This window comes from Micromonospora sp. NPDC052213, from assembly GCF_040679695.1.
In the GTDB taxonomy this organism is placed as follows: domain Bacteria; phylum Actinomycetota; class Actinomycetes; order Mycobacteriales; family Micromonosporaceae; genus Micromonospora.
The window spans coordinates 1-13,119 of the sequence record NZ_JBFAVI010000009.1; the positions used below are offsets into that span (position 1 = coordinate 1).

The 13,119-nt window shown below is 73.9% G+C and carries 11 protein-coding genes; 4 read left to right on the plus strand and 7 right to left on the minus strand.

Annotated elements, in window-relative coordinates:
• Window positions 1-54: 54 nt before the first annotated feature.
• Window positions 55-564: a hypothetical protein gene (locus AB0L34_RS04260; RefSeq protein ID WP_363701759.1), complete on the minus strand. Its 510-nt coding sequence runs from the start codon at window positions 562-564 to the stop codon at window positions 55-57.
• A gap of 216 nt (window positions 565-780) precedes the next feature.
• Here AB0L34_RS04260 and AB0L34_RS04265 point away from each other — a divergent pair, with 216 nt between their 5' ends.
• The gene (locus AB0L34_RS04265; RefSeq protein ID WP_089001884.1) at window positions 781-1,008 is read left to right on the plus strand and encodes a helix-turn-helix domain-containing protein; all 228 of its coding nucleotides are present in this window, start codon (window positions 781-783) and stop codon (window positions 1,006-1,008) included.
• A gap of 102 nt (window positions 1,009-1,110) precedes the next feature.
• Window positions 1,111-1,713 carry an Rv3235 family protein gene (locus AB0L34_RS04270; RefSeq protein ID WP_363701761.1) on the plus strand — a complete coding sequence of 201 codons (603 nt, stop codon included), beginning with the start codon at window positions 1,111-1,113 and terminating at the stop codon, window positions 1,711-1,713.
• A 77-nt stretch (window positions 1,714-1,790) separates the two neighbouring features.
• Here AB0L34_RS04270 and secA read toward each other — a convergent pair whose 3' ends face one another.
• Window positions 1,791-4,712: a preprotein translocase subunit SecA gene (secA, locus tag AB0L34_RS04275; RefSeq protein WP_363701763.1), complete on the minus strand. Its 2,922-nt coding sequence runs from the start codon at window positions 4,710-4,712 to the stop codon at window positions 1,791-1,793.
• Window positions 4,713-4,873: 161 nt separating this feature from the next.
• Between secA and AB0L34_RS04280 the strand changes: the two genes are divergently transcribed.
• Together AB0L34_RS04280 and AB0L34_RS04285 are read left to right on the plus strand one after the other, a co-directional pair.
• Window positions 4,874-6,037, plus strand: coding sequence for a GNAT family N-acetyltransferase (locus AB0L34_RS04280; protein ID WP_363701765.1), 1,164 nt, complete (start codon window positions 4,874-4,876; stop codon window positions 6,035-6,037).
• Window positions 6,034-7,143: a GNAT family N-acetyltransferase gene (locus AB0L34_RS04285; protein ID WP_363701767.1), complete on the plus strand. Its 1,110-nt coding sequence runs from the start codon at window positions 6,034-6,036 to the stop codon at window positions 7,141-7,143. The genes AB0L34_RS04280 and AB0L34_RS04285 overlap by 4 nt, the downstream gene beginning before the upstream one ends.
• A gap of 97 nt (window positions 7,144-7,240) precedes the next feature.
• Here AB0L34_RS04285 and raiA read toward each other — a convergent pair whose 3' ends face one another.
• From raiA to mtrA, 5 genes are all read right to left on the minus strand, one after another.
• A complete protein-coding gene (raiA, locus tag AB0L34_RS04290) occupies window positions 7,241-7,879 on the minus strand; it encodes a ribosome-associated translation inhibitor RaiA (RefSeq protein ID WP_350703171.1) in 639 nt (212 codons plus the stop codon).
• Window positions 7,880-8,127: 248 nt separating this feature from the next.
• Window positions 8,128-8,832: a ComF family protein gene (locus AB0L34_RS04295; RefSeq protein ID WP_363701769.1), complete on the minus strand. Its 705-nt coding sequence runs from the start codon at window positions 8,830-8,832 to the stop codon at window positions 8,128-8,130.
• Complete coding sequence (locus tag AB0L34_RS04300) at window positions 8,832-10,625, minus strand: LpqB family beta-propeller domain-containing protein (protein ID WP_363701771.1); 1,794 nt, start codon at window positions 10,623-10,625, stop codon at window positions 8,832-8,834. The genes AB0L34_RS04295 and AB0L34_RS04300 overlap by 1 nt, the downstream gene beginning before the upstream one ends.
• Window positions 10,622-12,409: an MtrAB system histidine kinase MtrB gene (mtrB, locus tag AB0L34_RS04305; RefSeq protein ID WP_363701773.1), complete on the minus strand. Its 1,788-nt coding sequence runs from the start codon at window positions 12,407-12,409 to the stop codon at window positions 10,622-10,624. The genes AB0L34_RS04300 and mtrB overlap by 4 nt, the downstream gene beginning before the upstream one ends.
• A 12-nt stretch (window positions 12,410-12,421) precedes the next feature.
• Window positions 12,422-13,111 (minus strand): MtrAB system response regulator MtrA, encoded by a 690-nt coding sequence (gene mtrA, locus AB0L34_RS04310; protein WP_089001893.1) that lies wholly within the window; start codon window positions 13,109-13,111, stop codon window positions 12,422-12,424.
• Window positions 13,112-13,119: the final 8 nt, after the last annotated feature.

Below are 13,119 nucleotides of genomic sequence, written 5' to 3' on the forward strand. Positions count from 1 at the left end.
CGTGTCCGACCCGTCCGCCGGCGGTGCCCGCGGTCACCGCCGGCGACGGCGGGGTCAGGAGGCGGCGCGGAGCAGCAGGTCCAGCTCGGAGACGTCGTACCACTCCAGCTCGTGGTCCTCGGCCCCGTCGACCGTGAACTGGGCGTCCGGGTCGCCGGCGAGGGCCTCGGTGACCACCTCCGCCGCGGCGGCCACGTCCTCGACCGCGTCGGCGCCGTCCACGTGGATCGCGGCGACGGCGGCGACGGGCACGGGCGCGCTCAGCTCGACCGCGCTGGAGCCCAGCTCCCCGTCGCCCCGGCCCACCGCCGAGGCGGGCAGGTCCACCGAGACGACCACGCGGCGGCGGGGCGCGTCGGGGTCGGCCCGGAGCAGTTGCAGCGCGTCCTGGGCGGCGCGGGTGAAGGCGACGTACTCCAACTCCTCCTCGTCGCCCTCGGCGTACCACTCGCGCAGGGCGGGGGTCACCGCGTGCGCGGCGGCCACGGGCAGCCCGGGCGCGCGCAGGAGGGTCAGCATCGGGACGGTCGCCGGCACGTACACCCGGACAAGCTCCTCGGTCACCGGTCGTCTCCCCCGCTCAGGTCCTCCGCCGGCCTCCGCCGGTCCGCCGCCGATCATGCCGTACGCCGTGACCGTCATACACCTCGCACCTGCGCGACGGAAGCTCCCGGCCGGTGTGTCCCGCCGGACGCGTCGCCGCAGGTCCCGTCCGCCGGCTGGGCGACGTCGGCGGTCGGTGGCAAACTGAGCCAAACGACGCCGACCCCGGGAGTTTCCGTGGAACCGAGGTTCCTGCTGCTCTCCGACGTGGCCACCGAGCTGAACGTGTCGGACTCGCAGGTCTACCACATGGTGCGCAGCGGCGAGCTGCCGGCGATCAAGATCGGCGGGCGTGGCCAGTGGCGCGTGGAGCGCGCCCGGCTGGAGGAGTACATCGAGCGCAAGTACGCCGAGACCGCCGAGTGGGTGCGGAGCAACCCGCTGACCGAACGCGACCCGGAGTAACCACCCGAACGCCCCCAGCCATTGACCGCCGGCTCTGCCGTGGCCGAGAATGGAGCCAGTCGAAGGCAAACGTAGGTAAACGCAAGATCATGGGAGGTCCGGATGACCGACTCGCGCCGTCCAGGCCCGCCGCGCCCTCCCGTGCGGCTGCGCCCCGCGCCCTCGTTCGAGCCGCCGTTCGCCGACGACGACGCCGCACACTGGCCCGCCCCGGCGCACGCCCAACTCGTCCTCGACCTGTTCGAGCCGGCCCGCCGCGACCCCGACCGGCCGCCCGGCCGCCGGGCGCGGGTGTCGCCCGCCCCGGCGGGACCCGGCCGCGGGCCCGCCGCCCCGCTGCCCCCGGGCGCGCTGGTGACCGCCACCCCCGAGGCCACCCGGGCCGCCCACCGCTTCGTGAGCACCTGCCTGGAGGTGCTCAACGGCTACCGTCCGCCCGGGCAGCTCCGCCCGCTGCTCGACCCGGCCAGGGCGGCCGGGCTGCTGCCCGAACTCGCCCGCGCCACCGCCCGGTCCGGCCCGGCGCGTCGCCGGTCCACCCGGCCCACCGTTCGGCTGCGTCGGCTGCGGGTCTGCGAGCCGCGCGCCGCCGCCGTGGAGGCGGCCGCGGTGCTCGCCGGCGCGGGTGGGCGCACCTGGGCGATGGCGCTGCGCCTGGAGCACCGCCGCGGCACCTGGCTCTGCACCGCCCTCCAGGTGCTCTGACACACGGATCGAGCCGCGGTCGGCGAGGACCGCGGCTCGATTCGCTCCGGCGGGGCGCAGCCCCGCTCACCTGTCGATCAGGCGCCGCCGTTGGGGGCGCCGTGGCAGCGCTTGTACTTGCGGCCGGAACCGCACGGGCACGGCGCGTTGCGGGACGGGCCGTTGCCGGCCTCCGCCTGCCCCGGCGCCGGGCGCCGCGCGGCGCTCGCCGCGACGGCCGGGCCGCGCAGGCCCGTCGCCGGACGCTGCGGCGCCGCGGGGGCCGTCGTCCCCGGCGCGGCCGGGGCGGCCGGCTCCGGCCGGCCGACGCCGAGCGCCGGCGCCTGCTCGTCGGCGCGCTCGACGGCCACCGCACCCGCGCCGGCCTCGCCGTCGATGGTCGGCGCCGAGTACTGGAGGCCCTGCTGCTGCGGCGACCGGCCCAGGCCCTTGGCCCGGATCTCCACCGGCTTGTCGAGCAGCTGCACCTCCTCGGCCGCGGGCTCCGGCTCGTTGACCTGGACCTCGACGTTGTAGAGGAAGCCGACCGTCTCCTCCTTGATGCCGTCCATCATGGTGGCGAACATGTCGAAGCCCTCGCGCTGGTATTCCACCACCGGGTCGCGCTGGGCGTACGCCCGCAGGCTGATGCCCTCCTGGAGGTAGTCCATCTCGTAGAGGTGCTCGCGCCACTTGCGGTCGATCACCTGGAGCAGGACCATCCGCTCCAGCTCGCGGGTGCCCTCCGCCCCGAGCTGCTCCTCGCGCCGGTCGTACGCGGCGTGCGCGTCCTCCTTGAGGCGGGCGAGCAGGAAGTCCGCGTCGATGCCCGCCCGGGACCCGCCGGCCTCCTCCTCCAGCTCGTCGATCGTCACGCCGACCGGGTAGAGCTGCTTGAGGCTGGACCAGAGCTGCTCCAGGTCCCAGTCCTCGCCGTAGCCCTCGGAGGTGGCCCCCCGCACGTACGCCTCGACGACGTCGTCGATCATGTTGCGGACCTGGTTGGAGAGGTCCTCGCCGTTGAGCACCCGCAGGCGCTCGGCGTAGATCACCTGGCGCTGCTTGTTGAGCACCTCGTCGTACTTGAGGACGTTCTTGCGGATCTCGGCGTTCTGGCCCTCGATCTGGGCCTGGGCGCTCTTGATCTGGCGGGTGACCATCTTCGACTCGATGGGCACGTCCTCCGGGATGTTGAAGCGCTCCATGACCGCCTCGACCGCCCCGGAGCGGAAGCGCTTCATCAGCTCGTCCTGGAGCGACAGGTAGAACCGGGACTCGCCCGGGTCACCCTGCCGGCCGGAACGGCCGCGCAGCTGGTTGTCGATCCGGCGGGACTCGTGCCGCTCGGTGCCCAGCACGTAGAGGCCGCCGGCGTCGGCGACCTCCTCCGCCTCGACGTCGCAGGCCTGCTTCCACTTGGGCAGGACCTCCTCCATCGCCTTGGCGTACTCCTCCTCGTGCTCGATGGGGTCGAGGCCACGCTGGCGGAGCTCGTTGGCGGCGAGGAACTCGGCGTTGCCGCCGAGCAGGATGTCGGTGCCGCGACCGGCCATGTTGGTCGCGACGGTGACGGCGCCCTTGCGGCCTGCCTGGGCGACGATCTCGGCCTCACGCGCGTGGAACTTGGCGTTCAGCACGGAGTGCGGGATGCCGCGGCGGCGCAGGAGCTGGGAGAGGATCTCGGAGTTCTCCACCGAGACGGTGCCGACGAGCACCGGCTGGCCCACCGCGTGCCGCTCGGCGATGTCCTCCACCACGGCGTTGAACTTGGCCTTCTCGGTCTTGTAGATCACGTCCGGCCGGTCCTGCCGGACCATCGGCCGGTGCGTCGGGATGGTCACGACACCGACCTTGTAGACCTTGTTGAACTCGCCCGCCTCGGTCTGCGCCGTACCGGTCATGCCGGAGAGCTTCTCGTAGAGGCGGAAGTAGTTCTGGAGGGTGATGGTGGCCAGGGTCTGGTTCTCCTGCTTGATCTCCACCCCCTCCTTGGCCTCGATCGCCTGGTGCATGCCCTCGTTGTAGCGGCGTCCGTGCAGGATGCGGCCGGTGAACTCGTCGACGATCAGGACCTCGCCGTCGCTGACGATGTAGTCCTTGTCGCGCTTGAAGAGCTCCTTGGCCTTGATGGCGTTGTTGAGGTAGCCCACCAGCGGGGTGTTCACCGACTCGTAGAGGTTGTCGATGCCCAGCCGGTCCTCGACCTTGGCCACGCCGCGCTCGGTGACGGCGATGGTCCGCTTGGCGTGGTCGACCTCGTAGTCGCCCTCGCCGTCCTTGCCGGGCTGGAGCCGGGCCACCACGCCCGCGAACTCCGTGTACCAGCGGGCGGAGTGCTCGGCCGGGCCGGAGATGATCAGCGGGGTGCGGGCCTCGTCGATCAGGATCGAGTCGACCTCGTCGACCACCGCGAAGTTGTGGCCGCGCTGGACCAGCTCGTCCCGCGACCAGGCCATGTTGTCGCGCAGGTAGTCGAAGCCGAACTCGTTGTTCGTGCCGTAGGTGACGTCGCACTCGTACGCGGCGCGGTGCTCGGCGGCCGGCCGGTTGGGCAGGACCACGCCGACGGTGAGGCCGAGGAACTCGTGCACCCGGCCCATCCAGGCGGCGTCGCGCTGGGCCAGGTAGTCGTTGACCGTGATGACGTGCACGCCCTTGCCGGAGAGCGCGTTGAGGTAGACCGGCATGACCGAGGTCAGCGTCTTGCCCTCACCGGTCTTCATCTCGGCGATGTTGCCGAAGTGCAGCGCTGCGCCGCCCATCACCTGGACGTCGTACGGGCGCTGGCCGAGCACCCGGGCGGCCGCCTCCCGGCACACCGCGAAGGCCTCCGGCAGCAGGTCGTCGAGGGTCTCGCCGTCCGCGAGCCGTTCCTTGAACTGGTCGGTCATGCCGCGCAGCTCGTCGTCGCTGAGGTTGACGTAGTCGTCCTCGATCGAGTTGACGGCGGCGGCGATGGCCTTCAGCCGGCGCACCATACGGCCCTCGCCCGCGCGGAGGACCCTTTCCAGAATCGACACGGATCAACGCTCCCCTAGACAGTCTCGAACCATCGTAGGCGCTCCATCGGCGCGATGGTCACTGGTGGCGGCCCTCCGACCCGGCGAAACCGACATAACTCGCTCGACGCGCGCCGCCTCCGCCGTAATCCGGTTACGCCGTACGCGAACGATCCGGCACGATGGCTCGGGTGGAACCCGTGGAGATCACCGAGGACGGCCTGCTGCTGCGACCCTGGCGGGCGACCGACGCCGACGCGGTGCACCGGGCGTGCCAGGACCCGGACATCCAGCGCTGGACCACCGTACCTCGCCCGTACCTGCCCGAACACGCGCACAGGTTCGTCACCGAGGTGGCCCCGGGGGACTGGGCGGCCGGCACCGGGGCGCCGTTCGCGGTCTGCGACCCCGCCACCGGCGAGGTGCTCGGCTCCTGCGGGCTGGTCTCGATCGACCCCGGCCACGGCACGGGCGAGATCGGATACTGGACCGCGCCCTGGGCCCGGGGCCGGGGCGTCACCGTACGGGCCGCCCGGGCCGTCGCGCGCTGGGCCCTCGACACGCGGAAACTGCGCCGGCTGATCTGGCAGGCCGAGGTCGGCAACCACGCCTCCCGCCTGGTCGCACTCCGGACGGGCTTCCGCGTCGAAGGGCAACTGCGGCTGGCCGACCCGGCGCCGGAGGGCGGGCCGGACGGTTGGATCGGCTCGCTGTTCCCCGGCGAAGTGCCCGCCCCCGGCGAGACCGGGCCCGCCGGGCCCGGCACCCTGGAGACCCGGCGGGCCGCCGTCTTCGGCCGCCCCCAGCCCGTCCTCTTCGCCACCGCCGGCGGCGGTGAGCTGCGGCTGCGCCCGATGGAGGAGCGCGACCTCGAATCGGTCGTCGAGACCTGCCGGGACCCGGAGACCATCCGGTGGACCACCGTGCCCGACCCGTACGACCCCGCCGACGCCGAGTCCTACCTGGTCCACTCGCGCGGCACCTGGGCGGCCGGCACCAGCGCCTGCTTCGTGGTCGCCGACGCCGACGACCGGTACGCCGGCTCGATCGACCTGCGGCTCTCCCCCGTCGACCCGCTGCTGGCCGACGTCGGCTTCATGACCGCGCCGGCGAGCCGGGGCCGGGGCTTCATGCCGGCCGCGCTGACCGCCCTCGCCACCTGGGGCTTCACCACGCTGGGCCTGGCCCGGATCGAGTGGCGGGCCAACGTCGGCAACGCCGCCTCGCGCCGGGTCGCCGAGAAGGCCGGCTTCACGGTCGAGGGCACCGCCCGGGGCGGGCTCACGCACCGGGGCGAACGGGTGGACGCCTGGGTCGGCGCGCTGCTCGCCGGGGACCTGACGTGACGCCCGAGGTGATCGACGCCCACGGGGTGCGGCTGCGGCCGTTCCGCCCCGAGGACGCCGCCGACCTGGCCGCCGGCTGCGCCGACCCGGTCAACCTGCGGTTCAACCCGGGCATGCCGGAGCCGTACACCGAGGCCGACGCCCGCTGGTGGATCACCGAGGGCGCGCCGGCGGCCTGGACCGCCGGCGGGGCCGCGTACGCCATCGCCGACCGCACCACCGACCGGCTGGTCGGCGGGGCGGGCCTCGGCCAGGTCGTGACGCCGCGCCGGCAGGCCGAGGTGGGCTACTGGGTCGCGCCCTGGGCGCGGCGTCGCGGCGTCGCGACCGCCGCGACGCGGGCCCTGGCCGACTCGGCGTTCCGGTGCGGGTTCGACCGGCTGGAGCTGTTGACCCACGCGGAGAACCCGGCCAGCCAGCGGGTGGCGCTCGCCGCCGGCTTCCGCCACGAGGGGGTACGCCGGGCGGCCGGCCAGCTCCGCGGCGGCGGCCGGTCGGACCTGATGGCCTGGGTACGCCTCGCCGACGACCCGCCCGGCCCCGCCCCCCGGCTGCTGCCCGGCCTGCCCGACGGCCGGCTCACCGACGGCGTGGTGACCCTGCGCCCGCTCGGCCCGGAGGACGTCGACCTGATGTACCACCTGCACACGCTGCCGGAGGTGGTGGCGAACCAGGCCCCGCCGGTGCCGCCCACCCGGGAGGCGATCGCGCGACGCTGCCGGCTGTCGGAGAGCGGGTGGTTGACCGGCAGCATCGCCCGGCTGCTGATCCTCGACGCGACCACCGGCGAACCGGTCGGCAGTTGCGGGATGTCCTACCTCGACCCCGCCGCCGGGGAGGCGAGCATCGGCTACGCGCTGCTGCCCGCCGCGCGGGGTCGCGGGCTGGCCACCCGGGCGGTGCGGCTCCTCGCCGGCTGGGCGTTCGGGCCGGTGGGGGCCGCCCGGCTGACGGCCGCCACCCTGCCCGGCAACGTCGCGTCGCAGCGGGTGCTGGAAAAGGTGGGCTTCCGCCGGGAGGGGCTGCTGCGCGGGCGGCTGCCGGGGCTGGCGGGCACCCGGATCGACGACCTGGTCTTCGGGCTGCTCCCCGACGAACTCCGCTGACCCGCGCCCGGTCGCGCCTCAGGCGTGCGGTGGGCCGGAGGCCCGACGTCCGGTCGGCCGTGGTGGCGGCGCGGGCCGCCACCACGGCGTCGGAGGATCAGAGGGCGAGGGAGATGATGCCGTAGTCGTAGGCGTGCCGCCGGTAGACGACGCTCGGCCGGCCGGACTCCTTGTCCTGGAACAGGTAGAAGTCGTGGCCGACGAGTTCCATCTGGAACAGGGCGTCGTCGACGGTCATCGGCTCGGCGGGGTGCACCTTCTCCCGCGCGATGTGCCAGGGCTGATCCTCGTGTTCCTCCTCGACCCGTTCCGCCACGGCCGTGGCCGTGCCGGCGCGGGCGCCGTCGACGGACGCCCCCAGGGGCGCGTCGAGGTCGGCGACCGGCAGGCCGGCGGTGGCGGCGGCGACGGAGAGCGGGGCGTGCCGACCCCGGTGGACGCGGCGGCGGTCGGCCGCCCGGCGCAACCGGGTGTCGAGCTTGGCGATGGCCGCGTCGAGCGCGCTGTAGAAGTCGTTCGTGCACGCCTCCGCCCGGATCACCGGGCCCCGGGAGACGCAGGTGATCTCGACGCGCTGGCAGTGGTCCGCCTGGCGGGGATTCCGCTCGTGAAAAAGCTCGACATCGACACGAATAAGTTTGTGGTCGTAGCGTTCGATCTTTGCGAGTTTCTCCGCTACGTGCACCCGGTAATGGTCCGGCACTTCGACGTTACGGCCCTTGACCACGATGTCCACGTGACCTCCCTAGTTCGGACGGTCGTTCGATCCGGCATCCGGTCGCGCGCATTGGGGGAGGTCCCACTCGGCGTCGACCGGTCAGTGCGGCTACGCCTCCTTTCACCGCCGGGAGCGGGTGGGAAGACCTCCTACCCCCGACAGGCAAACGCTAACTCCTGTTTGCCCGGCAGTCACCCCCGGTCGCGGAGACGGCCAGAAATTTTTCACACCTCATACACCAACGGGTGAAACGGAAACACGATCGGTTACGACCGGTGCCGTTTCTCGGTCGCGGCGAGCACGACGGCGACCGTCGGCGACAGCCCGCTCACGGTCAGCGCGCGCGCCACCGCGGCGAGGGTCGACCCGGTGGTGAGGATGTCGTCGAGCACCACGACCGCGGTCCCGTCCGGGGCGGGCGCGGCCCGGGGGCGGACCCGGAAGGCGGACTCGGCCGCCGCCGCCCGCCCGGCGCTGTCCAGCGTCACCGAGTCGGGGCGGGGCAGGGCGCGCAGGGGCCGGCGCACCCGCACCGGCCAGCCCGCCCGGCGCAGCCGGTCCGCGCAGTGCCGGGTCAGCCGGCCGAGGTGGTCGCCGTAGCGGGCGCGCGCCGCCGCCGCGGTGTCCGGCACCGGCACCAGCGTCACCGGCCGCGCCTCGCCGACCGCCGCCGCCACGACCTCGGCGAGCAGCGCGCCGAGCGGCCGGGCCAGCCCGTGCCGGCCGTGGTCCTTGTACGCGAGCAGCGTCTCCCGCAGCGGGCCCGCGTACGGGCCGAGGGCGACGCAGGGCGGCAGGCCGGGCGGGGCCGGGGTGGGGCGTACCGCCCGGGGCCGCAGCGCGTCCAGCGCCGCCACGCACTCCGGGCAGACGCCGTGCCGCAGCCCCGGCCGGCGTTCCCGGCAACCGGCGCACTCCACCGGCAGCACCAGGTCGGTGAGGTCCGACCAGAGCCCGCCGAGGCCCGACATCAGTAGAGGAAGAAGGGGGCGGTCGGGTTGCCGGCGCGCGTCCCGGTCGAGGGCGGCGACACCTGCACCTGCTCGGGCTGGATCCGCTCGAACGGAGCGCTGCCGTACGCCACCCCGTTCGCCTCGTACATCGCCGCGCCGCGCGGCACCTCCGTGTTGGCCGGGTACGCGGCGAGGTGGGTCACCCGGGCGCCGATCTTGTCCTCCACCCGGGTGTCCCGGGTGCCGTCCACACTGACCTCGTAGACCGCCGGGCGGCCGACCTCCCCCGCGAGGAGCAGCTTGTCCTCGCTGTACCAGTCGACGGCCGACAGGCCGGTCAGCCGGGTGGGCAGCCGACGGGCCGGGCCGAGGGTGACCCCGCCCTCGGTGGGGCTCAGGGCGGCGACGTAGAGCGCGCCGCCGGCGACGACGGCGATCCGGTGCCCGTCCAGCGAGGCGGCCACCGCGGTCACCGTGCCGGAGACGCCCAGCGACACGGGGGTGAGTTGCGCCTGGGCGTCGAACCGGTAGAGAGCGCCGTCGGCGACCACCAACCCGGCCGGTTCGCCCCGGTCCGTCGAGCGCAGCCAGACCGGCCGGCCGATCGTGCCGTAGCCCTTCGCGCTGCGGTGGAAGACGGCGACGGGGTCGAGCCCGGCGCCGACGGACAGCCACTGGCGGCCGTCTTCCGTGACCACCAGCGCCGCCCGGATCTGGTCCTCGGCGCGGCTGAGCCCCGCCGTCACGACGTTCCTGTTCGCCTCGGCCGCCACCGGCACCGTGACGATCGTTCCGGCGGCGTCGGACAGCGGGTGGACGGCGCCCTCGTAGACGCAGAACCGCTGGAAGCCGCCGCCGACCCGGTACACCGGGTTCGCCTGCCGGTGCGCCTCCAGGTCGGGGATGTCCTTCCGGGGCTGGGTACGGATCTTGATCTCGAGCTGCCCGTCGACGTCGGGCAGCGACCAGGCGAGCTGCGTGGCGAGCTGCTCCAGGCGGACCTTCTCGTCCGGCATCTCCAGGTCGACCTCCCAGCGGCCCTCCGTCCGGGTGGCGTTGTTGATCAGGCGGGTGCCGTCCGGCAGCCCGGTGACCGCGGAGCGCAACCAGGGGGAGGGGCCGGCGGTCAGCCACTTCACCACCTCGCTGACCAGCCGCTCGTCGGGCACGGCGAGGGGCAGGTAACGTTGGTCGGGCACCAGCCGGGTACGGCCGGAGTTCCAGAAGTAGATCGTCCGGCTCTGGTAGTACGCCTCGAGCGCGTCGACGCTGAGCAGCAGCACGTTCGGCGGGTTGGCCACGAACAGGCCCGGCTCCCCCTTGCCCTCCTGCCGGGGCGGGCTGCGCAGCTCGAACGTGTACGACGTGGTGCTCGTCTCCGGCGGGGCCAGCGTGCCGTCGGCCCGCAGCTGGCCGACCTGCTGCACCTTGAGGGTGACGTCGGTCTTCTCGGGGCCGGCGACGATCACCGGATCCTCCGTGAGCCGGACGACGGTCAGCGCGACCTCGCTGCCCTCCTTCACCTGGAGGCGGTCCTGGTCCTCCGGGGTGATGAAGTTCCGGACCCGCTGGTAGGCGCGGTCCGGCTCGCCCGCCGCGGCGGAGAGGAAGTTCTTGACGAACTGCTCCGGGGTGCTGCCGCTCGCGCTGCGATTCGGGGGCTCGCCCCGGATGCCGCTGGTGGAGCCGGCCTCGGCCGCCGGCCCGGCGCCCTCCACCCGGACCTCGGTGTTGGCCGGGATGCCGCAGCCGGCCGTGCCAGCCAGCAGCAGTGCGCCGCCGAGCACAGCGGCGAGCAGGTGCCGCCTCACGATCCCACCTCCGCGCGTCCCCCGGTCCCCTGCCGCCCCGGCCCGGCGGCCACCGCGCCGTCGGCCGGGCCGATCGCGAGCACGCCGCCGCTGCCCGGGCCGATGGCCAGCAGCCCGCCCTCGCGGGGGCCGCCGAAGGGCAGGGCGGCGTCGGCCGGGACCAGCCGCAGCGGCGAGGTGGTCAACCGGTCGCCGGCGCGGGCCGGCAGCGTGAGCCGGAACTGGGCGCCCTGCCCGGGCGCGCCCCACGCCTCCAGCCAGCCGCCGTGCAGCCGGGCGTCCTCCAGGCTGATCGACAGCCCCAGCCCGGTGCCGCCGGTCTGCCGGGCCCGGGAGGGGTCGGCCCGCCAGAAGCGGTTGAACACCAGCTTCTCCTCGCCCGGCTTGAGACCCACCCCGTGGTCGCGGACGGTGATCGCGACGGCCGTGTCGTCCATCCCCAGGGTGATGCGTACCGGCTTGCCCTCGCCGTGCTCGACGGCGTTGCCGACCAGGTTGCGCAGCACCCGCTCGACCCGCCGCGGGTCGACCTCGGCGATCACCGGCGTGGCGGGCACGTCCAGCTCGATGGGCACCCCGACCCGCTCGGCCAGGCCGGCGAGGCGGTCGGCCACCCGGTGCACGACCGGCACCAGGTCGGTCGGCTCGGCGTCCAGCATCGCGAAGCCGGCGTCGAAGCGGCTGATCTCCAGCAGGTCCGTGAGCAGCTCCTCGAAGCGGTCCAGCTCGGCCTGGAGCAGCTCGGCGCTGCGCGCCACCGCCGGGTCGAACTCGTCCCGCTCGGAGAAGATCAGGTCGGCGGCCATCCGGACCGTGGTGAGCGGCGTGCGCAGCTCGTGCGACACGTCGGAGGTGAAGCGGCGTTGGAGCCGGGACATCTCCTCCAGCCGCAGGATCTGGCGCTGGAGGTTGGTCGCCATCTGGTTGAACGACGCGGCGAGCAGGGCGAGGTCGTCCTCGCCGTTGACCGCCATCCGCTGGTCGAGCAGGCCGGCGGAGAGCCGCTGGGCCGTCCGGGCGGCCACCCGCACCGGGGTCACCACCAGCCGGGTGACCAGGCCGGCGAGCAGGCCGAGCAGGATCACCAGGGCCGCGCCGGTGGCGACCACCGTCGCGCGGGCGTCGGCGGCCGTCTCGTCCTGCCGCGTCAGCGGCACGAGGTAGTAGAGCTCCACCTGGCCGAACTTGGTGGGCACGGGCGAGCCGTAGACCAGGTATTTCGTGCGTTCCCCGTCCAGCCGGCCGGTGCGGATCTGGCTGGCCATCTTGCCCCCGGCGACCGTGGCGCGCAGCTCGCGGCTGATCAGCGGCCGGACGTTGACCGCGGGCGAGGAGCGCGGCTGGATGACGCCGGTGTGGTTGTCGGCGGTGAGCGCCACGATCACGCCGGTGGTCTGCTGCGGGTCACCGCCGGCGAGGTAGTTGACCGTGCCGTCGACGGTCTCCTGGAACTGCGCGTCCTGCGGCTGGTTGTAGAGACCGAACTGCTTGGCCGCGTACGCCGCGCCGCTGTCCAGCCGCACCCGCACGTCGGTCTCGACGTTGTCCACCAGGATGCTGGTGATCTTGTCGGCGATCAGGTAGGCGAAACCGCCCACCAGCAGGCTGGACGCGACCAGTGTGATGGTCACCACCCGCAGCTGCAGCGACCGCCGCCAGGTCTGGTGCAGCCCGGCCAGCAGGCGCGCGGACCGGCCGCTCACGCCGCGCCACAGCTCCCGCACGGCGGCGACACGCCGGTGCGGAGCTGTCGGCTGGGGGTCCGGAATCGGGGAGGTGGCCACAGTGTGACCAGGCTATCCGGTGCCCGCCTTGTAGCCCACGCCCCGCACGGTGAGGATGATTTCCGGTCGCTCCGGATCCGGCTCGATCTTGGCGCGCAGCCGCTGCACGTGCACGTTGACCAGCCGGGTGTCCGCGGCGTGCCGGTAGCCCCAGACCTGCTCCAGCAGCACCTCGCGGGTGAACACCTGGCGCGGCTTGCGGGCGAGCGCCACCAGCAGGTCGAACTCCAGCGGCGTCAGCTTCACCTCCTCGCCGTTGCGGCTGACGGTGTGCGCCGGCACGTCGATGGTGATCTGGTTGCCGGGCGGCCCGATGGTCAGCATCTCGGGGGCCACGTCCTCGCCGCGCCGCAGCCGCGCCCGCATCCGGGCGACCAGCTCCTTGGGCTTGAACGGCTTGACCACGTAGTCGTCGGCCCCGGACTCCAGGCCGAGGACCACGTCGACGGTGTCGCTCTTGGCGGTCAGCATGACGATCGGCACGCCCGACTCGGCCCGGATCGACCGCGCCACGTCGATGCCGCTCATGCCGGGGAGCATGAGGTCGAGCAGGACGATGTCCGGCCGGTTCTCGCGGAACGCGGCCAGGGCCCGCTCCCCGTCGGCGACGAACGAGGGCAGGAACCCCTCGCTGCGCAGGACGATGCCGAGCATCTCGGCGAGCGCGGGGTCGTCGTCGACCACCAGTACCCGGGCTCTCATGGGGTTAA